At 60.9% G+C, this 21,699-nt stretch carries 18 protein-coding genes; 17 read left to right on the forward strand and 1 reads right to left on the reverse strand.

From position 1 onward, the window contains the following. The first annotated feature begins 280 nt into the window (after positions 1 to 280). The 16 genes from mraZ to lpxC all read left to right on the forward strand — a co-directional run bounded on the left by mraZ (position 281) and on the right by lpxC (position 18,063). Positions 281 to 736 carry a division/cell wall cluster transcriptional repressor MraZ gene (mraZ, locus tag C6382_RS14490; protein WP_010220775.1) on the forward strand — a complete coding sequence of 152 codons (456 nt, stop codon included), beginning with the start codon at positions 281 to 283 and terminating at the stop codon, positions 734 to 736. Beyond that, complete coding sequence (gene rsmH, locus C6382_RS14495) at positions 733 to 1,680, forward strand: 16S rRNA (cytosine(1402)-N(4))-methyltransferase RsmH (RefSeq protein WP_371919623.1); 948 nt, start codon at positions 733 to 735, stop codon at positions 1,678 to 1,680. Before mraZ ends, rsmH begins: the two co-directional genes overlap by 4 nt. Then, on the forward strand, positions 1,677 to 1,970 hold the full coding sequence (ftsL, locus tag C6382_RS14500; RefSeq protein WP_107025101.1) for a cell division protein FtsL: 294 nt from the start codon (positions 1,677 to 1,679) through the stop codon (positions 1,968 to 1,970). Before rsmH ends, ftsL begins: the two co-directional genes overlap by 4 nt. Further along, complete coding sequence (locus tag C6382_RS14505; RefSeq protein ID WP_178082783.1) at positions 1,970 to 3,703, forward strand: penicillin-binding protein 2; 1,734 nt, start codon at positions 1,970 to 1,972, stop codon at positions 3,701 to 3,703. The genes ftsL and C6382_RS14505 overlap by 1 nt, the downstream gene beginning before the upstream one ends. Continuing rightward, positions 3,703 to 5,166 (forward strand): UDP-N-acetylmuramoyl-L-alanyl-D-glutamate--2,6-diaminopimelate ligase, encoded by a 1,464-nt coding sequence (locus C6382_RS14510; protein WP_107025103.1) that lies wholly within the window; start codon positions 3,703 to 3,705, stop codon positions 5,164 to 5,166. Before C6382_RS14505 ends, C6382_RS14510 begins: the two co-directional genes overlap by 1 nt. Then, the gene (gene murF / locus C6382_RS14515; RefSeq protein ID WP_107025104.1) at positions 5,159 to 6,526 is read left to right on the forward strand and encodes a UDP-N-acetylmuramoyl-tripeptide--D-alanyl-D-alanine ligase; all 1,368 of its coding nucleotides are present in this window, start codon (positions 5,159 to 5,161) and stop codon (positions 6,524 to 6,526) included. Before C6382_RS14510 ends, murF begins: the two co-directional genes overlap by 8 nt. Next, the gene (mraY, locus tag C6382_RS14520; protein ID WP_107025105.1) at positions 6,526 to 7,608 is read left to right on the forward strand and encodes a phospho-N-acetylmuramoyl-pentapeptide-transferase; all 1,083 of its coding nucleotides are present in this window, start codon (positions 6,526 to 6,528) and stop codon (positions 7,606 to 7,608) included. Before murF ends, mraY begins: the two co-directional genes overlap by 1 nt. A gap of 6 nt (positions 7,609 to 7,614) precedes the next feature. Then, on the forward strand, positions 7,615 to 8,961 hold the full coding sequence (gene murD / locus C6382_RS14525; protein ID WP_107025106.1) for a UDP-N-acetylmuramoyl-L-alanine--D-glutamate ligase: 1,347 nt from the start codon (positions 7,615 to 7,617) through the stop codon (positions 8,959 to 8,961). Then, positions 8,958 to 10,172, forward strand: a complete 1,215-nt coding sequence (gene ftsW, locus C6382_RS14530; protein ID WP_107025107.1) for a putative lipid II flippase FtsW — start codon at positions 8,958 to 8,960, stop codon at positions 10,170 to 10,172. The genes murD and ftsW overlap by 4 nt, the downstream gene beginning before the upstream one ends. Next, complete coding sequence (murG, locus tag C6382_RS14535; RefSeq protein ID WP_107025108.1) at positions 10,162 to 11,241, forward strand: undecaprenyldiphospho-muramoylpentapeptide beta-N-acetylglucosaminyltransferase; 1,080 nt, start codon at positions 10,162 to 10,164, stop codon at positions 11,239 to 11,241. Before ftsW ends, murG begins: the two co-directional genes overlap by 11 nt. Then, positions 11,234 to 12,688 (forward strand): UDP-N-acetylmuramate--L-alanine ligase, encoded by a 1,455-nt coding sequence (gene murC, locus C6382_RS14540; RefSeq protein ID WP_038607236.1) that lies wholly within the window; start codon positions 11,234 to 11,236, stop codon positions 12,686 to 12,688. The genes murG and murC overlap by 8 nt, the downstream gene beginning before the upstream one ends. Further along, positions 12,685 to 13,644, forward strand: a complete 960-nt coding sequence (locus C6382_RS14545) for a D-alanine--D-alanine ligase (protein WP_107025109.1) — start codon at positions 12,685 to 12,687, stop codon at positions 13,642 to 13,644. Before murC ends, C6382_RS14545 begins: the two co-directional genes overlap by 4 nt. Before the next feature lie 4 nt (positions 13,645 to 13,648). Further along, positions 13,649 to 14,518, forward strand: a complete 870-nt coding sequence (locus C6382_RS14550) for a cell division protein FtsQ/DivIB (RefSeq protein WP_107025110.1) — start codon at positions 13,649 to 13,651, stop codon at positions 14,516 to 14,518. A 14-nt stretch (positions 14,519 to 14,532) separates the two neighbouring features. Then, positions 14,533 to 15,786 carry a cell division protein FtsA gene (ftsA, locus tag C6382_RS14555; RefSeq protein WP_038607245.1) on the forward strand — a complete coding sequence of 418 codons (1,254 nt, stop codon included), beginning with the start codon at positions 14,533 to 14,535 and terminating at the stop codon, positions 15,784 to 15,786. A 56-nt stretch (positions 15,787 to 15,842) separates the two neighbouring features. Continuing rightward, positions 15,843 to 17,039, forward strand: coding sequence for a cell division protein FtsZ (ftsZ, locus tag C6382_RS14560; protein WP_038607246.1), 1,197 nt, complete (start codon positions 15,843 to 15,845; stop codon positions 17,037 to 17,039). A 112-nt stretch (positions 17,040 to 17,151) separates the two neighbouring features. After that, on the forward strand, positions 17,152 to 18,063 hold the full coding sequence (lpxC, locus tag C6382_RS14565; RefSeq protein ID WP_028943297.1) for a UDP-3-O-acyl-N-acetylglucosamine deacetylase: 912 nt from the start codon (positions 17,152 to 17,154) through the stop codon (positions 18,061 to 18,063). Positions 18,064 to 18,193: 130 nt separating this feature from the next. Here the strand turns inward: lpxC and C6382_RS14570 are convergent, their stop codons facing one another. Next, positions 18,194 to 18,649, reverse strand: a complete 456-nt coding sequence (locus tag C6382_RS14570) for a DUF721 domain-containing protein (protein ID WP_107025111.1) — start codon at positions 18,647 to 18,649, stop codon at positions 18,194 to 18,196. Between the two features lie 285 nt (positions 18,650 to 18,934). Between C6382_RS14570 and secA the strand changes: the two genes are divergently transcribed. Beyond that, positions 18,935 to 21,670, forward strand: coding sequence for a preprotein translocase subunit SecA (gene secA / locus C6382_RS14575; RefSeq protein ID WP_107025112.1), 2,736 nt, complete (start codon positions 18,935 to 18,937; stop codon positions 21,668 to 21,670). Positions 21,671 to 21,699 lie beyond the last annotated feature (29 nt).

The raw sequence follows: 21,699 nt of genomic DNA on the forward strand, positions 1-21,699 counted from the left end.
GATGTGTCTTGGTAATACCAAAAAAATCTTACTCTTAATAAATCACTTTAAGTTCGGACTCTATTTGTCTGAATGAGTTTGATTTTTTCTGTCAGAAATTTCCCCGAATGGTCCTTTCATCTTCCTTTCCTGCGCTAAATCACCGATCTGTAAGGGATTTCCTTGTAGGCGCGCCTTGACGGTGTGGTGGGCGGATTCCTATAGTGTGCGCAAGTGGCAGAAAGTGGCATGAAGTGGGTTTTCTGATTACAAAAAAGCTGACAAGTGGGGAATCGCAGCCGTGTTCCGCGGAGCAAACGCTATCAACCTCGACGCAAAGGGCCGTCTCGCAATGCCGAGCCGGTACCGTGACGAGCTCGATTCGCGTAGTTCCGGGCAGTTGATCGTGACCATCGACGCAGTAGACCCCTGCTTGTGTGTATACCCGCTCGATGAGTGGGAGCTGATTGAGGCCAAGTTGCGCGCCTTGCCGTCATTGCGTGAAGAGAACCGTCGCCTGCAGCGTCTGCTGATCGGCAATGCGGTGGATCTGGAGCTTGATGGCAGTGGGCGTTTCCTGGTGCCTCCGCGTTTGCGCGAGTACGCCAAGCTCGACAAGAAGGCAATGCTGGTGGGGCAACTGAACAAATTTCAGCTGTGGGACGAGGACGCCTGGAACGCAGTTTCGGCAGCCGACCTTGCAGCTATCCAACAACCGGGCGCCATGCCTGATGAACTGCGTGATTTGATCCTGTGACTATAGATAGCGGCTTTAACCACATCACCGTACTGCTTGACGAAGCCGTCGAGGCTCTCGCCGTACGCGCCGGTGGCTGTTATCTGGATGGCACCTTCGGGCGCGGCGGGCACAGCCGGCTGATTCTCAGCAAGCTCGGGCCACAAGGAAAGTTGCTCGGTTTTGACAAAGATCCTCAAGCGATTGCCACCGGGCAAGCGCTGGCGGCCGAAGACGGCCGCTTTGTCATTGTGCAGCGCAGTTTTGCCGAGCTGGGCGATGAAGTTGCCCAGCGCGGCCTGGCCGGCAAGGTCAGCGGCATCCTGATGGACCTGGGCGTTTCTTCGCCACAGCTCGATGACCCGGAGCGCGGTTTCAGCTTTCTCAACGACGGTCCGCTGGATATGCGCATGGACCCGACGCGTGGTATCAGCGCTGCCGAGTTTATCGCCAGCGCCCCGGCCGAAGAAATCGCCAGGGTGTTCAAGGAATATGGCGAAGAGCGTTTTGCCAAGCGCATGGCCAATGCTGTCGTGGCGCGTCGCGAAATTCAGCCTTTTGAGCGCACCGCCGATCTGGCTGAAGTGCTCAAGGTTGCCAACCCTGCCTGGGAAAAGGGCAAGAACCCGGCGACCCGCGCCTTCCAGGGCCTGCGCATTCACGTTAACAATGAACTCGGCGACCTTGAGGCCGGCCTTGAAGCCGCGCTTGAAGCGTTGGAAGTCGGCGGGCGTCTGGTAGTGATCAGCTTCCACTCCCTGGAAGATCGCATCGTCAAACTGTTCATGCGCAAGCTGGTCAAGGGCGAATCCGATAACCTGCCGCGCAACCTGCCTGTGCAGCACAAGCATTTCGAACCGAAGATCAAGGTCCACGGCAAGGCCCAATTCGCCTCCGAAGCCGAACTCAAGGCCAACCCACGTTCGCGCAGTGCCGTTATGCGCGTTGCCGAGAAACTGCGGTGAGCCGCTTGTTCGCCAAGCCTTTGCCAGGCGGAAGCTTGCTGATGCTTTTGCTGTTCATTGCCGTGCTCGTTTCATCGGTGGCGGTATCGTACAGCGCGCACTGGAATCGTCAGTTGCTCAACACCCTGTACGGTGAGCTCAGCGAGCGCGACAAGGCCCAGGCCGAATGGGGTCGGTTGATTCTTGAACAAAGCACCTGGACGGCCCACAGCCGCATCGAGAACCTGGCCAGCGAACAGCTGCAGATGCGCATTCCGGCTGCCGATGAAGTGCGGATGGTGGCGCCATGATGAAGCTCGAAGGCGCTCTCTACCCGTGGCGGTTCCGCGTGGTCATCGCCTTGCTGGCGCTGATGGTCGGTGCGATTGCCTGGCGCATCATCGATCTGCAGGTAGTTGACCGTGACTTCCTCAAAGGTCAGGGCGATGCCCGCAGCCTGCGTCATATTCCGATTCCTGCGCACCGCGGACTCATCACTGACCGCAACGGTGAGCCGTTGGCCGTCAGTACTCCGGTCACCACCCTGTGGGCCAATCCCAAGGAAATGCAGGCATCCAAGGAGCGTTGGCCGGCACTGGCCGCCGCGCTCAAGCAAAGCCCACAGCAGCTGACCCAGCGCCTGGAACAACAGGCCAACAAAGAATTTATCTATCTGGTCCGTGGCCTGACCCCGGAGCAGGGGCAAGCAGTGCTTGATCTTAAGGTTCCCGGTGTCTACGGCATCGAGGAATTTCGACGTTTCTACCCGGCCGGCGATGTTGCCGCGCATATGGTCGGCTTTACCGACCTCGATGACCACGGTCGCGAAGGGGTCGAGCTGGCCTACGATGAGTGGCTGGCCGGCGTTCCCGGCAAGCGCCAGGTCATCAAGGACCGGCGTGGCCGGCTGATCAAAGACATCCAGGTAACCAAAAACGCCAAGGCCGGAAAGACCTTGGCGTTGTCCATCGACCTGCGCCTGCAATACCTGGCGACTCGCGAGCTGCGTAATGCGATTGCCGAACAGGAAGCCAAGGCCGGCAGTCTGGTGATTCTGGATGTGAAAACCGGTGAAGTGCTGGCCATGGTCAACCAGCCCACCTACAACCCCAACAACCGCCGCAGCATGTTCCCGGCCGCCATGCGTAACCGTGCGATCATCGACGTATTCGAGCCCGGCTCCACGGTCAAGCCGCTGTCCATGAGTGCTGCGCTGCAGAGTGGGCGCTGGAAGCCGACCGACAAGGTTGAAGTCTATCCGGGCACTTTGCAGCTGGGGCGTTACACCATTCGTGACGTGTCCAAGAGCGAAGGTCCGATCCTTGACCTGACCGGCATTCTGATCAACTCCAGTAACGTCGGCATGAGCAAGATCGCCTTCGATATCGGTGGCGAATCCATTTATCGGGTGATGTCCCAGCTCGGTCTGGGTCAGTACACCGGCCTGGGCTTCCCCGGTGAGCGGGTCGGTAACCTGCCGAACCACCGTGAGTGGCGCAAGGCGGAAACCGCCACGTTGTCCTACGGCTATGGCTTGTCGGTGACCGCGCTGCAGCTCGTTCATGCCTATGCTGCGCTGGCCAACGACGGCAAGATGGTGCCGTTGAGCATCCTCAAGGTCGACAAGACGCCAGAATTCACCCAGGTGGTACCGGTAGAAGTCGCCAAGACCATCCAGGGCATGGTTCAGCAGGTTATCGAAGCGCCGCGCGGCGTGTTCCGTGCCCAGGTGCCGTTCTATCACGTCGGTGGCAAGAGTGGTACGGCGCGTAAAGCCACGATCGGCTCCAAGGGGTACACCGAAAATTCCTATCGCTCGCTGTTCGCCGGTTTCGGCCCGATGAGCGACCCGCGTTATGCCGTGGTGGTGGTCATCGATGAGCCGAGCAAAGGCGGCTACTTTGGTGGCCTGGTTTCAGCGCCGGTCTTCAGCAAGGTCATGTCCGGCACGTTGCGGCTTATGAACATTCCGCCGGATAACCTTCCGCCGCCGGTTCCACAGCAGCAGGTTGATGCTGCGCCCGCCAAAGGAGGGCGCGGTTGATGACAATGCCATTGAGTAAGCTTTTCACCCAGGCCAGTAGCGATCCGTCGATTCGCGAGTTGACACTGGACAGCCGAAATGTGCGTCCGGGCGACCTGTTTCTGGCAGTCCCCGGTGCGCAGGTTGACGGTCGTGAGCACATTGCCGATGCGCTCAAGCGCGGCGCGGCAGCTGTTGCCTATGAAGCGCAAGGCGCGAGTGTGCTGCCGATTAGCAAAGTGCCACTGATTCCGGTCAAAGGCCTGATTGCCCAGTTGTCGGATATTGCCGGGCGCTTCTATGGCGAGCCGAGCCGTCAGCTGGATCTGGTCGGCGTCACCGGCACCAACGGCAAGACCAGCGTGACTCAACTGGTGGCCCAGGCCCTGGACAAACTCGGTCAGCGCTGCGGCCTGATCGGCACCCTGGGCACGGGGTTCTATGGCGAACTGCAAAGTGGCCGCCTGACCACGCCTGATCCGATCGCCGTGCAGGCGACCCTGAATGATCTGAAGAAGGGCGGGGCGAAAGCCGTCGCCATGGAGGTTTCTTCGCATGCCCTGGATCAGGGCCGGGTTGCGGCGCTGGAATTCGATATCGCGGTGATGACCAACCTGTCGCGCGATCACCTTGATTATCACGGCAGCATGCCGGCCTACGAAGACGCCAAGGCGCGTCTGTTCGCCTGGCCGAACCTGCGCTGCCGGGTAGTCAACCTGGATGATGACTTCGGTCGTCGCCTGGCAGGTAAGCATGCCAAGTCGCGTCTGATCAGCTACAGCCTTAAAGACAGCGGCGCTTCGCTGTACTGCCGCGAAGCGCATTTTGACGACGATGGTGTGCGTGCTGTGATCGTCACTGCCCAGGGCGAACGCACCCTGCGCAGCCGCCTGCTTGGCCGTTTCAACTTGAGCAATATGCTGGCGGCGGTCGGTACCCTGCTGGCGCTGGACTATGCGCTGGATGAAATTCTCAAGGTCACCCCGTTGCTGGAAGGGCCGATCGGCCGCATGCAGCGCCTGGGTGGTGGCAGCAAACCGCTGGTGGTGGTCGATTACGCCCACACCCCAGATGCGCTTGAGCAAGTACTTCAGGCCCTGCGCCCGCACGCCAAAGGCCAGTTGTTGTGCCTGTTCGGCTGCGGAGGTGATCGTGATCGCGGCAAGCGTCCATTGATGGCCGAAGTGGCCGAGCGTCTGGCTGACCGCGTGCTGGTCACCGATGACAACCCGCGTACAGAAGACCCGCAGCAGATCTTTGCCGACATCCGGCCAGGTTTTATCAAGGCCGATGCAGTCGAGTTCGTCGCCGGGCGCGGCGCGGCCATCGCCCAGCTGATTGCCAGTGCCGCTGTTGACGATGTCATCGTCCTGGCCGGCAAAGGCCACGAGGACTATCAGGAAATCAACGGTCAGCGTCACGACTTTTCCGACTTGGTTGAAGCCGAGAAAGCGCTCGCAGTCTGGGAGGCCCCTCATGCTTAAGCCATTGACCCTCAGCCAGTTGACCGCACCGCTGCAAGGCCGCCTGCTGGGTGCTGATGCCACCTTCAACGGCGTCAGCATCGACAGTCGCGCAATCATTGCCGGGCAACTGTTTGTCGCCTTGGCCGGGCCGCGTTTTGACGGTCACGATTACCTCAATGAAGTTCAGGCCAAGGGCGCCGTGGCGGCCTTGGTCGAGCGCGAAGTGCCGGGTAGCGACCTGCCGCAACTGCTGGTTGCCGATTGCCGACTGGCCTTGGGGCAACTCGGCGCGCTCAATCGTGTTGCGTTCGACAAGTCGGTCGCCGCCATTACCGGCTCCAGCGGCAAAACCACGGTCAAGGAAATGCTTGCCAGCATCCTGCGCACCCGTGGTCCAGTCCTGGCGACCCGCGGCAACCTGAACAACGACCTCGGTGCACCGCTGACCCTGCTTGAAATCGCCCCGGAGCATAGCGCGGCGGTCATCGAGCTGGGTGCCTCGCGCATTGGCGAGATCGCCTACACCGTTGGCCTGACCAAGCCGCAGGTGGCACTGATCAATAACGCCGGTACCGCGCATGTCGGCGAGTTCGGCGGCCCGGAGAAGATTGTCGAAGCCAAGGGCGAGATCCTCGAAGGTCTGGGTCAGGATGGCGTGGCTGTATTGAACCTTGATGACAAGGCCTTCGGCACCTGGAAACAGCGCGCCGGTAATCGTCCGCTGCTGACTTTCGCCCTGAACAACGCGGGCGCAGATTTCCATGCCGCTGACCTCGCCCAGGATGAGCGTGGTAGCCCGTCTTTCGACCTGCACAGTCCATTGGGTGTAGCGCGGGTCCAGCTCAATCTGCTCGGTACTCATAACGTCAGCAATGCACTGGCCGCCGCTGCCGCCGCACATGCCTTTGGTCTGACGCTGGACGGAATCGTCCAGGGCTTGAATGCCGTGCAACCCGTCAAGGGCCGAACTGTCGTACAGATGGCGCCGAGCGGCGTGCGGGTGATTGACGACACTTATAACGCAAACCCCACCTCCATGTGCGCTGCCGTTGATATACTCGCTGGCTTTTCCGGGCGCACCGTTCTGGTGCTCGGGGATATCGGCGAATTGGGCCAGTGGGCTGAGGAAGGGCATCGGCAGGTAGGCGACTACGCCAAAGATAAAGTTTCGGCGCTGTATGCGGTGGGGCCGAACATGGCTCACGCAGTGGCAGCGTTTGGCGCCAATGCCCGGCATTTCGCTAATCAAGCTGACCTGATCGACGCAGTTCGCGGCGAGCAGGCCACTAACACCACTATTTTGATCAAGGGTTCGCGCAGCGCTGCGATGGAAAACGTCGTGGCGGCTTTGTGCGGTTCCAGCGGGGAGAAACATTAATGCTGCTGCTGCTGGCTGAGTATCTGCAACAGTTCTACAAAGGCTTCGCGGTCTTTCAGTACCTGTCCCTGCGCGGGATTCTGGGTGTGCTGACCGCGTTGTCGCTGGCCCTGTGGTTGGGCCCCTGGATGATTCGTACCCTGCAGATTCGCCAGATCGGCCAAGCGGTTCGTAACGACGGCCCGCAATCGCACCTTTCCAAATCCGGTACCCCGACCATGGGCGGCGCCCTGATTCTCTCGGCTATCGGTATCAGCACCCTGCTGTGGGCTGACCTGACCAACCGTTATGTCTGGGTAGTACTGATCGTTACCTTGCTGTTCGGCGCCATCGGCTGGGTTGATGACTACCGCAAGGTGATCGAGAAGAACTCGCGTGGCCTGCCAAGCCGCTGGAAGTATTTCTGGCAGTCGGTGTTCGGCCTGGGTGCGGCGATCTTCCTGTATATGACTGCTCCGAGCAGCGTCGAGACCACGCTGATCGTGCCGATGCTCAAAGATGTCACTATCCCGCTGGGTATCGGTTTCGTGGTACTGACCTACTTCGTCATCGTCGGTTCGAGCAACGCGGTGAACCTGACCGATGGCCTCGATGGCCTGGCGATCATGCCAACGGTCATGGTCGGCGGTGCTCTGGGGATCTTCTGCTACCTGTCGGGCAACGTGAAATTCGCCGAGTACCTGCTGATTCCTTACGTGCCAGGCGCCGGTGAGCTGATCGTATTCTGCGGTGCACTGATCGGTGCCGGTCTGGGCTTCCTCTGGTTCAACACCTATCCGGCCCAGGTATTCATGGGCGACGTCGGTGCCCTGGCACTGGGCGCAGCGCTGGGCACCATCGCCGTCATCGTTCGCCAGGAAATCGTCCTGTTCATCATGGGCGGCGTGTTCGTCATGGAGACCCTGTCGGTAGTGATCCAGGTGGCCTCGTTCAAGCTCACCGGCAAGCGTGTGTTCCGCATGGCCCCGATCCACCACCACTTTGAACTCAAGGGTTGGCCCGAGCCGCGGGTGATCGTCCGTTTCTGGATTATTACCGTGATTCTGGTGCTGATCGGCCTTGCCACCCTGAAACTGAGGTAGAAACGCGTGTCACTGATCGCTTCTGACCACTTCCGCATCGTTGTCGGCCTCGGCAAGAGCGGCATGTCCCTGGTTCGCTTCCTGGCGAACCAGGGCGTTGCCTTTGCGGTCGCCGACACCCGTGAGCAACCACCGGAACTGGAAACCCTGCGCCGCGATTACCCGCAGGTGGAAGTACGCTGTGGCGAGCTGGATGTAGAGTTTCTCTGCCGCGCCGACGAGCTGTATGTCAGCCCGGGTCTGGCCCTGGCCACCCCGGCGCTGCAGCAAGCCGCTGCCCGTGGTGTGAAGCTGTCCGGTGATATCGAGCTGTTTGCCCGTAACGCCAAAGCGCCGATCATCGCCATCAGCGGTTCCAACGCGAAAAGTACGGTGACCACGCTGGTCGGCGAAATGGCGGTCGCGGCTGGTAAGCGCGTGGCTGTCGGCGGCAACCTCGGTACCCCGGCGCTGGACCTGCTCAGTGACGACGTTGAGCTGTATGTGATGGAGCTGTCGAGTTTCCAGCTGGAGACCACCGATCAGCTCAACGCTGAAGTCGCCACCGTGCTCAACGTCAGCGAAGATCACATGGACCGCTACAGCGGCCTGCCGGCCTATCACCTGGCCAAACACCGGATCTTCCGTGGTGCGCGGCAAGTGGTGGTCAATCGTCAGGACGCCCTGAGCCGTCCGTTGCTGGCCGAGAACCAGCCGGTGTGGACCTTCGGCCTGAACGTGCCTGACTTCAAGGCCTTTGGCCTGCGTGAAGAGAATGGCGAGAAGTATCTGGCGTTCGAGTTCCAGAACCTGATGCCGGTGCGCGAGCTGAAAATCCGTGGTTCGCACAACCAGTCCAACGCCCTGGCCGCACTGGCCCTGGGGCATGCGGTCGGCTTGCCGATGGACGCTATGCTGTCCAGCCTGCGCACCTTCGCCGGTCTGGCGCACCGTTGCCAGTGGCTTCGTGAGCGCGACGGCGTGAACTGGTACGACGACTCCAAGGCCACCAACGTCGGTGCTGCTCTGGCGGCTATCGAAGGTTTGGGTGCCGATATTGACGGCAAGCTGGTGCTGGTCGCTGGCGGTGATGGCAAAGGTGCAGATTTCAGCGCCCTGCGTGCGCCGGTAGCCGCGCATTGCCGCGCTGTAGTGCTGCTGGGTCGCGATGCCGAGCGCCTGGCTGAAGCGCTGGGTGACAGCGTGCCGCTGATCCGGGTGAAAACCCTCGATGAAGCCGTGCAGCAATGTGCCGAACTGGCCCGTCCTGGCGATGCCGTGCTGCTCTCGCCAGCTTGCGCCAGTCTCGATATGTTCAAGAATTTTGAAGAGCGTGGGCGTCTGTTTGCCCAGGCCGTAGGAGGGCTGGCATGATCTTCGGCATCATCAAGCCCTATCCGTCGCCACTGATCAGTGGTCGCGGCATCGACCTCGATTTCGCCATGCTCGCCGGTTGTCTGGCGCTGCTGGGCCTTGGCCTGGTGATGATCACTTCGGCGTCCTCGGAAGTGGCCGCTGCGCAGTCGGGCAACCCGCTGTATCACATGTTCCGCCACCTGGTGTACGTGGCCATTGGCGTATTCGCCTGCATCGTCACCATGATGGTGCCGATCGCCACTTGGCAGAAGATGGGCTTCACCATGCTGGTCGGCGCCTTTGGCTTGCTGGTGCTGGTACTGGTGCCAGGCATCGGCCGCGAAGTGAACGGTTCGATGCGCTGGATCGGTTTCAGCTTCTTTAACGTGCAGCCTTCGGAAATCGCCAAGGTCTTCGTGGTGATTTACCTGGCTGGTTACCTGGTCCGTCGTCAGACCGAGGTGCGCGAAAGCTGGATGGGCTTCTTCAAGCCGTTCATCGTCTTGCTGCCCATGGCCGGTCTGCTGCTGATGGAGCCGGACTTCGGTGCCACGGTAGTGATGATGGGCGCGGCCGCGGCGATGCTGTTCCTCGGCGGGGTAGGCCTGTTCCGCTTCAGCTTGATGGTGGTGCTGGCGGTGGGGGCGGTATTTGTCCTGGTTCAGGCCCAGCCTTACCGGATGGCGCGCCTGATTACCTTTACCGACCCCTGGTCCGACCAGTTCGGCTCCGGCTACCAGCTGACCCAGGCACTGATCGCTTTCGGGCGTGGTGAGTGGCTTGGCGTAGGTCTTGGCAACAGCGTGCAGAAGCAGTTCTACCTGCCTGAAGCACACACCGACTTCGTGTTTTCGGTACTGGCCGAAGAGCTGGGTGTTGTCGGCTCGCTGCTCACTGTGGCGCTGTTCGTCTTCGTCACGGTGCGTGCGTTGTATATCGGTTTGTGGGCTGAAAAAGCCAAGCAGTACTTTGCCGCCTATGTGGCCTTTGGCCTGGCGTTCCTGTGGATTGGCCAGTTCCTGATCAACATCGGCGTGAACGTCGGCCTGCTGCCGACCAAGGGCCTGACCCTGCCGTTCCTCAGCTACGGCGGTAGCTCGCTGGTAATCTGCTGCGCCTGTGTCGGGCTGTTGCTGCGGATCGAGTGGGAGAGTCGCACCCATTTAGGCAGCGAAGAACACGAATTCAATGAAAGCGACTTTGCCGAGGAGCCGAATCATGGCCGCTGACGGCAAGAATGTACTGATCATGGCTGGCGGCACCGGGGGCCACGTGTTCCCGGCATTGGCCTGTGCCCGTGAGTTCCAGGCGCGTGGTTACACCGTGCACTGGCTGGGCACTGCGCGTGGCATCGAGAACGAACTGGTGCCCCAGGGAGGTCTGCAGTTGCACCTGATTCAAGTCACCGGCCTGCGCGGCAAGGGCAAGCTGTCGCTGCTCAAGGCGCCATTCACCCTGGTCAAGGCTGTACTGCAGGCGCGGCGCATCATTGCCCAGCTCAAGCCGGTCTGCGTGATCGGTTTCGGTGGTTACGTGACTGGCCCAGGAGGCGTTGCCGCCCGGCTCTGTGGTGTACCTGTCGTGGTCCACGAGCAGAATGCCCGCGCCGGTACCGCCAATCGGCTGCTGGTGCCGTTGGCCGGCCGAGTCTGCGAAGCTTTCCCCGGTACTTTTGCCGCGTCGGACAAGTTGCGCACCACCGGCAATCCGGTGCGCAGCGAACTGTTCCTGGAAAACCCGCGCGAGCCTCTGGGTGCGCGTCGGCCACGCTTGTTGGTGCTTGGTGGAAGCCTGGGTGCCGAACCGTTGAACAAATTGCTGCCCCAAGCCTTGGCTCAGGTCGCCGCGGATATTCGTCCCGAAGTGTTCCACCAGGCAGGTAAACAGCACGACCAGATTACCGCCGAGCGCTATCGCGAGGCTGGAGTCGAGGCTCAGGTAGAGCCCTTTATCAAGGACATGGCCAAGGCATACGCCTGGGCCGATCTGGTGGTCTGCCGCGCAGGCGCGCTGACCGTCAGTGAGCTGGCTGCGGCCGGGTTGCCATCGATGCTGGTGCCATTGCCCCATGCCATCGACGATCACCAGACCCACAACGCCCATTATCTGGCCCGCGAAGGCGCTGCCTTCCTGATGCCACAAGCGACAACTGGCGCAGCGCAACTCGCTGAACGCCTGAACGAGGTGCTGATGCAACCGGAAAAACTCACCACCATGGCCGCCACTGCCCGGCGCCTGGCTAAACCTGCGGCCACCCGCACCGTGGTCGATATCTGTCTGGAGGTGGCCCATGGTTGAAAGCAAGAAAGCCATGCCACAGCCGGAAATGCGCCGTATCCGCCGCATCCACTTCGTCGGTATCGGCGGTGTAGGCATGTGCGGAATCGCCGAAGTGCTGCTGAACCTGGGCTATCAAGTCTCGGGCTCAGACCTCAAGACCTCGGCGGTTACCCAACGCCTGGAATCCTTCGGGGCGCAGATCTTCATCGGTCACCGCGCCGAAAACGCTGCGAGCGCCGATGTGCTGGTGGTTTCCAGTGCCATCAACCCGGCCAACCCGGAAGTCGCCACCGCCCTTGAGCGGCGTATTCCGGTGGTGCCGCGCGCCGAGATGCTCGCCGAGCTGATGCGCTACCGCCATGGCATCGCCGTTGCCGGTACCCATGGCAAAACTACCACCACCAGTCTGCTGGCCTCGGTGTTTGCCGCGGGTGGTCTGGACCCGACCTTCGTCATCGGTGGCCGTCTGAATGCAGCCGGCACCAATGCCCAGCTCGGCACCAGCCGCTACCTGATCGCCGAAGCCGACGAAAGCGACGCCAGCTTCCTGCACCTGCAGCCGCTGGTGGCCGTGGTCACCAACATCGACGCCGACCACATGGCGACCTACGAAGGCGACTTCAACAAGCTGAAGAAGACCTTCGTCGAGTTCCTGCACAACCTGCCGTTCTACGGCCTGGCCGTGATGTGCCTGGACGACCCGGTGGTGCGCGAGATCCTGCCGCAGGTCAAGCGCCCGGCGGTCACCTACGGTTTCAGCGAAGAAGCCGACGTGCGCGCGATCAATGTTCGCCAGTCGGGCATGCAGACCCACTTCACCGTGCTGCGTCGCGACCGCGAACCGCTGGACGTGTCGGTCAACATGCCGGGCAACCACAATGTGCTCAACGCCCTGGCGACCATCGCCATCGCCACCGACGAAGGCATCAGCGATGAAGCCATCGTCCAGGGCCTGTCCGGGTTCCAGGGGGTAGGGCGACGCTTCCAGGTCTACGGCGAACTGCCGGTAGACGGTGGCAGCGTGATGCTGGTCGACGATTACGGTCACCACCCGACCGAAGTGGCCGCAGTGATCAAGGCCGTACGCGGCGGCTGGCCGGAGCGCCGTCTGGTGATGGTCTATCAGCCGCACCGTTACAGCCGTACCCGCGACCTATACGACGATTTCGTCCAGGTCCTGGCTGACGCCAACGTCCTGCTGCTGATGGAAGTCTATCCGGCCGGCGAAGAGCCGATCCCTGGTGCCGACAGCCGTCAGCTGTGCCACAGCATCCGTCAGCGCGGTCAGCTCGACCCGATCTACATCGAGCGCGGCATCGAACTGGCGCCGCTGGTCAAGCCACTGCTGCGTGCCGGTGACATCCTGCTGTGTCAGGGCGCCGGTGATATCGGTGGCCTGGCCCCGCAATTACTCAAGAGTCCGTTGTTCGCTGGTGCCGTTGCCAGTCAGGGGAAGTCGAAATGACTGATAACGCATACACCACGTTGCACTCGACCATCGACCCGAAAGCCTTCGGCCGCGTAGCCGTGCTTTATGGTGGCAAGAGCGCCGAGCGCCCAGTGTCACTGAAGTCCGGTGCTGCTGTGATCGAAGCGCTGAGCAGCGCTGGTGTCGATGTGGTCGCCATCGATGTTGGCGATGACCTGCTCGATCGCCTGCAAAGCGAGAAGATCGACCGCGCCTTCATCATCCTCCACGGCCGTGGCGGTGAAGATGGCAGCATGCAGGGCCTGCTGGAGTGCCTGGGCATCCCTTACACCGGCAGTGGCATCCTCGCGTCGGCGCTGGCCATGGACAAGCTGCGGACCAAACAGGTCTGGCACAGCCTGGGCATTCCGACCCCGCGTCACGCCGTGCTCACCAGCGAAGCCGACTGTATTTCTGCAGGCGCGGAACTGGGCTTCCCTTTGATCGTCAAACCGGCCCATGAAGGTTCCAGTATCGGTATGGCGAAAGTGAACGGTGTCGACGAATTGATCGCCGCCTGGAAAGACGCCGCCACCTACGATTCGCAAGTGTTGGTCGAACAATGGATTCACGGTCCGGAGTTCACTGTTGCGACCCTGCGTGGTCAGGTATTGCCACCGATCGCGCTGGGCACACCGCACACCTTCTACGACTACGACGCCAAGTACCTGGCTTCCGATACCCAGTACCGGATTCCTTGTGGCTTGAGCGCGGAAAAGGAACAGGAACTGATCGACCTGACCGCCCGCGCCTGTGATGCCATCGGCATCGCTGGCTGGGGGCGGCTGGACGTCATGCAGGACGAGCAGGGCAATTTCTGGCTGCTCGAAGTCAACACCGCACCAGGCATGACGGATCACAGCCTGGTCCCTATGGCGGCACGTGCGGCCGGTCTGGATTTCCAGCAATTGGTGCTGGCAATCCTGGCGGCCAGCGTCGAGGCGCGAGGTTAAGCCCATGCAAGGCGCGATGTTACGTCATCAGCAACCCGCCACCGGCCGCAACAAGCCGGTGCCGCGTGGTGCCAGCCGGATGGTGGCCAAGGAGCCACTGTCGGCGCGCCTGCCCAAGGCCAATTTCAATGTCTTCAAGCGTCTGCTCTGGCCGGTGCTGCTGGTCGTCGCCGGATTCGGTGCTTATGAAGGCGCGCAACGCCTGATGCCGTACGCCGACCGGCCGATCACCAAGATCGCCGTGCAAGGTGACTTGAGTTACATCAGCCAGCAAGCGGTGCAGCAGCGAATCGCCCCGTATGTGGCGGCCAGCTTCTTCACAGTTGACCTGGCGAGCATGCGCGCCGAGCTGGAGAAGATGCCCTGGATCGCCCATGCCGAAGTACGCCGGGTGTGGCCGGACGAAGTGGTGATCCGCCTGGAAGAACAGTTGCCGGTGGCGCGTTGGGGCGAAGAAGCCTTGCTCAATAACCAGGGCCAGGCCTTCACCCCGCGCGAACTGGCCAACTACGAGCACCTGCCGCAGCTGTTTGGGCCGCAGCGGGCGCAGCAACAAGTGATGCAGCAATATCAGGTACTGAGCCAGATGTTGCGGCCAATGGGCTTTTCGATTGCCCGGCTGGAAGTGCGCGAGCGCGGCAGCTGGTTCCTGACCACTGGCGCCGGCAGCACCGGGCCAGGTATCGAACTGCTGCTGGGGCGCGACCATCTGGTGGAAAAAATGCGCCGTTTCATTGCCATTTACGACAAGACACTCAAAGAACAGATCACGAACATCGCCCGCATCGATCTGCGTTACGCCAATGGCCTGGCCGTTGGCTGGCGGGAACCGATTGCACCGACGACGGCCCAACCCGCCGTTGCGAAGAATTAGAGAGAGGCAGGACCATGGCAAATGCGCATAGCGGCAAAATGATCGTCGGGCTCGATATCGGTACCTCCAAGGTAGTGGCGCTGGTAGGCGAAGTCGCGGCCGACGGTACCCTGGAAATCGTCGGTATCGGCACCCACCCTTCGCGCGGACTGAAGAAGGGCGTGGTGGTCAATATCGAATCGACCGTGCAGTCGATCCAGCGCGCGGTAGAAGAAGCCCAGCTGATGGCCGGCTGCCGGATCCATTCGGCTTTCGTTGGCGTTGCCGGCAATCACATCCGCAGCCTGAACTCCCACGGTATCGTCGCGATTCGCGACCGTGAAGTCAGCGCGGCTGACCTCGAGCGCGTCCTCGATGCGGCTCAAGCGGTCGCCATTCCGGCCGACCAGCGGGTCCTGCACACCCTGCCGCAGGACTATGTGATCGACAACCAGGAAGGCGTGCGCGAGCCGTTGGGCATGTCCGGTGTGCGTCTGGAAGCCAAGGTCCACGTGGTCACCTGCGCAGTCAATGCCGCACAGAACATCGAGAAGTGTGTGCGCCGCTGTGGCCTGGAAATCGACGACATCATCCTCGAACAACTGGCCTCGGCCTACTCGGTGCTGACCGATGACGAGAAAGAGCTGGGCGTGTGCCTGGTGGACATCGGTGGTGGTACCACTGACATCGCCATCTTCACCGAAGGCGCGATCCGTCACACCGCGGTGATCCCGATTGCCGGCGATCAGGTGACCAATGACATCGCCATGGCCCTGCGCACCCCGACCCAGTACGCCGAAGAGATCAAGATCCGTTACGCCTGCGCCCTGGCCAAACTGGCCGGTGCCGGTGAAACCATCAAGGTGCCGAGCGTCGGTGATCGTCCGCCACGCGAACTGTCGCGCCAGGCCTTGGCCGAAGTGGTCGAACCGCGTTACGACGAGCTGTTCACCCTGATCCAGGCCGAGCTGCGTCGCAGCGGCTACGAGGACCTGGTGCCTGCGGGCATCGTCCTGACCGGCGGCACCGCGAAGATGGAAGGCGCGGTAGAGCTGGCCGAAGAGATTTTCCATATGCCGGTACGCCTGGGCGTGCCGCATAGCGTTCGGGGCCTGAGCGACGTGGTGCGCAACCCGATTTATTCCACCGGTGTGGGCCTGCTGACCTACGGCCTGCAGAAGCAGTCCGACGGCGTCAGCCTGACCGGTACCAGCAGCAACAACTATGGCGATGAACCAAAAGCTCCAGCGTTCGAGCGTTTCACACGCTGGGTCAAAGGCAACTTTTAAAGTTTCAAAGCAGTAGTAGTAGGCGCAAAAACTAGAGAACTGAAAGGAGAGGGAAAATGTTCGAGCTCGTAGACAACGTCCCGCAAAGTCCGGTCATCAAAGTGATCGGCGTCGGTGGCGGCGGTGGCAACGCCGTCAATCACATGGTCAAGAGCAACATCGAGGGCGTTGAGTTCATCTGCGCCAATACCGATGCTCAAGCGCTGAAAAACATCGGCGCGCGTACCATTTTGCAACTGGGTACCGGTGTCACCAAGGGACTGGGTGCCGGTGCCAATCCGGAAGTCGGCCGTCAGGCCGCGCTGGAAGACCGTGAGCGCATTGCCGAAGTACTGCAGGGCACCAACATGGTGTTCATCACCACCGGCATGGGCGGCGGAACCGGTACCGGTGCTGCGCCGATCATCGCCGAAGTGGCCAAGGAACTGGGTATCCTCACCGTTGCGGTGGTGACCCGTCCGTTCCCGTTCGAAGGCCGCAAGCGCATGCAGATCGCCGATGAAGGCATCCGTGCACTGGCCGACAGCGTCGACTCGCTGATCACCATTCCGAACGAAAAGCTGCTGACCATCCTCGGTAAAGACGCCAGCCTGCTGTCCGCTTTCGCCAAGGCTGACGACGTGCTGGCCGGTGCCGTTCGCGGTATCTCCGACATCATCAAGCGTCCGGGCATGATCAACGTCGACTTTGCCGACGTACGCACCGTGATGAGCGAAATGGGCATGGCGATGATGGGCACTGGCTGCGCCAGCGGTCCGAACCGTGCGCGTGAGGCGACTGAAGCGGCAATCCGCAACCCGCTGCTCGAAGACGTCAACCTGCAGGGCGCTCGCGGCATCCTGGTCAACATCACCGCAGGTCCTGACCTGTCACTGGGTGAGTACTCGGACGTCGGTAGCATCATCGAAGCCTTCGCTTCCGATCACGCCATGGTCAAGGTCGGTACCGTTATCGATCCGGACATGCGTGACGAGCTGCACGTGACCGTGGTTGCCACGGGCCTGGGCGCGAAGATCGAGAAGCCGGTCAAGGTCATCGACAACACCCTGCAGAGTGCTTCGATGCAGCAGCAGACTCCGGCTCCGGCCCCTGTGCGCAACGAACAGTCGTCGGTGAACTACCGTGATCTGGAGCGTCCGACCGTAATGCGCAATCAGGCGCATGCCGGTGCAGCCGCTGCTGCCAAGCTCAATCCGCAAGACGATCTGGACTATCTGGACATTCCAGCTTTCCTGCGTCGTCAGGCCGATTGATGAAATTTATCAGGGGTATAAGGGTGATTGGTGTTCAGCAAAGGCAGGGTCTGGTATTATCCTCAGCCTTTGTTGATACCAGTTCGCAATTTGCGCTGAAGCGGCCAATGCCATGATTAAACAACGCACCCTGAAGAATATTATCCGTGCCACAGGTGTCGGCCTGCACTCCGGGGAAAAGGTTTACCTGACCCTCAAACCTGCACCTGTGGATACCGGCATCGTATTTCGCCGTGCCGACCTCGACCCCGTGGTGGAAATTCCCGCCCGCGCGGCAAATGTCGGCGAGACCACCATGTCGACGACACTGGTCAATGGCGATACCAAGGTAGACACGGTTGAGCACTTGCTCTCGGCCATGGCTGGCCTGGGCATCGATAACGCCTACGTCGAGCTCTCCGCGTCCGAAGTGCCGATCATGGACGGTAGCGCAGGACCCTTCGTATTCCTGATTCAATCTGCCGGCCTGGAAGAACAGGACGCAGCCAAGAAATTCATCCGCATCCTGCGCGAAGTGACAGTGGAAGATGGCGACAAGCGCGCTACTTTCCTGCCGTTCGACGGATTCAAGGTGAGTTTCGAGATCGATTTCGATCACCCGGTGTTCCGTAACCGTACCCAAAGTGCCAGCGTGGACTTTTCCAGCACCTCGTTCGTGAAGGAAGTCAGCCGCGCCCGGACCTTCGGGTTCATGAGCGATATCGAGTACCTGCGCAAGCACAACCTCGCGCTTGGCGGCAGTGTGGAAAACGCCATCGTGGTCGACAAGGACGGCGTGCTCAATGAAGACGGCCTTCGTTACGAAGACGAATTCGTCAAGCACAAGATCCTCGACGCCATCGGCGACCTCTACCTGCTGGGCAACAGCCTGATCGGCGAGTTCAAGGGCTACAAGTCCGGGCACGCGCTGAACAACCAGCTGCTGCGCAAGCTGATCGAGGAAACAGATGCCTGGGAAGTGGTGACTTTCGAAGATGCCAGTACGGCACCGATCTCTTACATGCGTCCGGTTGCGGCAGTGTAAGTTCGAACACTCTCTCTAGTGATTAAGGCCACCCTCGGGTGGCCTTTTTTATTGGGCGGGGAACAACGGGTGGGGCTTGCCCCGCGATAGCAATCTGTCAGTCACATCGCGTCGCGGGGCAAGCCCGCTCCTACCCTTTGTCCCGTGCATGGCTGGCCAGGCGCTCCAGCGCCGCGCGCAGCTTGGGATCGGTGATTCCCTCTGCCGTCGCCTGGATGTTCTCGGCCGCCCGGCTGGAAAGATCGACGGTGTGCCCCGCAGCCCGGCTCTGAGTCGTTGGTGGCTGCACCTTGAAGAGGATCCGGGTCAGGCTGCTGAACGCCTCCAGCGTTTGCAGCTGGCGTTGCAGGCGTTTTTGCTGGTAGCGCAGACGGGTCGCCCAGTGGCCATCGGTGACGATCAGCAGCAGGGTACCTTCGCGCCAGGAGGCAATATGGCAATGTTCACGCGCAGCGGGTTGCAGCTGGCTGTCGAGCAGTTTTTGCAGTTGCGCCAGGCGCTGGGCCTGGCTGAACAGGGCTTTGAGCGGCCGGGCTTCGCGCAACAGTACAGCGGGCGCGCGAGCTGGCAAGGGGCGAAAAGCCATGAGGGGACACCTGAAGTTACAGTATCGGCATCTTATCAGATCCCCCGACCTGCGCCTTGTTCGGGTGTTTATGGAAAAAACTTCATGCTGCCCATGGGTTGAAGTTGTGGAAAAAGCCCTTATTGTAAAAAAGCCCCGTCAAAGCGCTGTGCCAGCATCGTGGACATCCGCCACTTTCCTCACCGTCGTTTCCGGGTAGAATGCTCGTTCGCATGCGGCCATAAGGGCTGCACGGGCGACTCACGGGGCCGCCCTCCATCCCTATGTGTGGAAGATCCTGTCGATATGTTTGCGCCTTTGTTAAAAAAACTTTTTGGAAGCAAGAACGAGCGTGAGGTGAAACGCCTGCTCAAGGCGGTGCAGACCGTCAATGCCTTCGAAGAGAAGATGGTCGCCCTCTCGGATGAACAGCTGCGCGCCAAGACCGCAGAGTTCAAAGAGCGCCTGGCCAAAGGCGAGACCCTCGATCAACTGCTGCCAGAGGCCTTCGCCGTCGCGCGTGAGGCGGGCAAGCGGGTCATGGGCATGCGCCACTTCGACGTCCAGTTGATCGGCGGCATGGCCTTGCACGAAGGCACTATCGCAGAAATGCGCACCGGTGAAGGCAAGACCTTGGTCGCAACCCTGGGCGTGTACCTCAATGCACTGTCCGGCAAGGGTGTGCACGTGGTTACGGTCAACGACTACCTGGCCCGCCGTGACGCCAACTGGATGCGTCCGCTGTATGAATTCCTCGGCCTGACTGTCGGCGTTGTCACGCCGTTCCAGCCGCCGGAAGAAAAACGCGCTGCCTATGCTGCCGACATCACCTACGGCACCAACAACGAATTCGGTTTCGACTACCTGCGCGACAACATGGCGTTCAGCCTGGAAGAGAAATTCCAGCGCGAGCTGAATTTCGCCGTGATCGACGAAGTCGACTCCATCCTGATCGACGAAGCGCGGACTCCGCTGATCATCTCCGGCCAGGCCGAAGACAGCTCCAAGCTGTACATCGAAATCAACAAACTGATCCCACGCCTCAAGCAGCATATCGAGGAAGTCGAGGGTGAAGTCACCCAGGAAGGCCACTACAAGATCGATGAGAAGAGCCGTCAGGTCGAACTCAACGAAGCTGGCCACCAGTTCATCGAAGAGATGCTCGCTCAGGTCGGCCTGCTGGCCGAAGGCGAGAGCCTCTACTCGGCGCATAACCTCGGCCTGCTGACTCACGTCTATGCCGGCCTGCGCGCGCACAAGCTGTTCCATCGCAACGTCGAGTACATCGTTCAGGACGGCCAGATCCTGCTGATTGACGAGCACACCGGCCGGACCATGCCGGGCCGCCGTCTGTCCGAAGGCCTGCACCAGGCCATCGAAGCGAAAGAAAACCTGAACATCCAGGCCGAAAGCCAGACCCTGGCATCGACCACCTTCCAGAACTACTTCCGTCTGTACAACAAGCTGTCCGGCATGACCGGTACTGCTGACACCGAAGCCTTCGAGTTCGCCCAGATCTATAACCTCAATGTTATGGTCATTCCGCCGAACAAGCCGCTGGCACGTAAGGACTACAACGACCTGGTGTACCTGACCGCGGAAGAGAAGTACGCCGCGATCATCGCCGACATCAAGGAAAGCATGACCCAGGGCCGTCCTGTCCTGGTCGGTACGGCGACTATCGAAACCTCCGAGCACATGTCCAACCTGCTGCAGAAGGAAGGCATCGATCACAAGGTACTGAACGCCAAGTACCACGAAAAAGAAGCCGAGATCATCGCCCAGGCCGGTCGTCCGGGCGCGTTGACCATCGCCACCAACATGGCCGGTCGTGGTACCGACATCCTCCTGGGTGGTAACTGGGAAGTGGAAGTCGCGGCCATGGAGAACCCGAGCCCCGAGCAGATCGCGCAGATCAAGGCCGACTGGCAGAAGCGTCACCAGCAGGTGATCGAATCCGGTGGCTTGCATGTGATCGCCTCCGAGCGCCATGAATCCCGCCGTATCGACAACCAGCTGCGCGGCCGTTCCGGTCGTCAGGGTGACCCGGGTTCCAGCCGTTTCTACCTGTCGCTGGAAGACAGCCTGATGCGTATCTTTGCCTCTGACCGGGTGAAGAACTTCATGAAGGCGCTGGGTATGCAGTCCGGTGAGGCCATCGAGCACCGCATGGTCACCAACGCCATCGAGAAAGCCCAGCGTAAGGTCGAAGGTCGCAACTTCGACATTCGTAAGCAATTGCTCGAATTCGACGACGTGGCCAACGAGCAGCGTAAAGTTATCTACCACATGCGTAACAGCCTGCTGGCAGCCGACAACATTGGCGACACCATCGCCGACTTCCGTCAGGAAGTGCTCGACGCCACCGTGGCCCAGCACATTCCGCCGCAATCGCTGCCCGAGCAGTGGGACGTGGCCGGCCTGGAAGCCGCCCTGGCCAGCGATTTTGGGGTCAAGCTGCCGATCCAGCAGTGGCTCGACGAAGACGATCACCTGTACGAAGAAACCCTGCGCGAGAAGCTCATGACCGAGCTGCTGGCGGCTTACAACGAGAAGGAAGAGCAGGCTAGCGCCGAAGCCCTGCGCACCTTCGAGAAGCAGATTCTGCTGCGTGTACTGGACGATCTGTGGAAAGACCACCTGTCGACCATGGACCACCTGCGTCACGGTATCCACCTGCGTGGCTATGCCCAGAAGAACCCGAAGCAGGAATACAAGCGCGAGTCGTTCAACCTGTTCCAGGAACTGCTTGAGTCGATCAAGCGCGACACCATCCGCGTGCTCTCGCACGTTCAGGTTCGCCGCGAAGATCCTGCCGAAGAAGAAGCCCGTCTGCGCCGCGAGGCAGAGGAGCTGGCTGCACGCATGCAGTTCCAGCACGCTGCAGTACCGGGTCTGGAGCAAGCCGAGGTGCAGGAGGAGGGCGCTGATGTCGCCGTCGCTGCTGCCCCGGTGCGCAACGAGCAGAAGCTGGGCCGCAATGAACTGTGCTGGTGTGGTTCGGGCAAGAAGTTCAAGCACTGCCACGGTCAGATCAACTAACCTCATCTGCCCGGCAGTCCGCTGATTCA

Source organism: Pseudomonas sp. BBP2017, from assembly GCF_003024385.1.
GTDB lineage: Bacteria > Pseudomonadota > Gammaproteobacteria > Pseudomonadales > Pseudomonadaceae > Aquipseudomonas.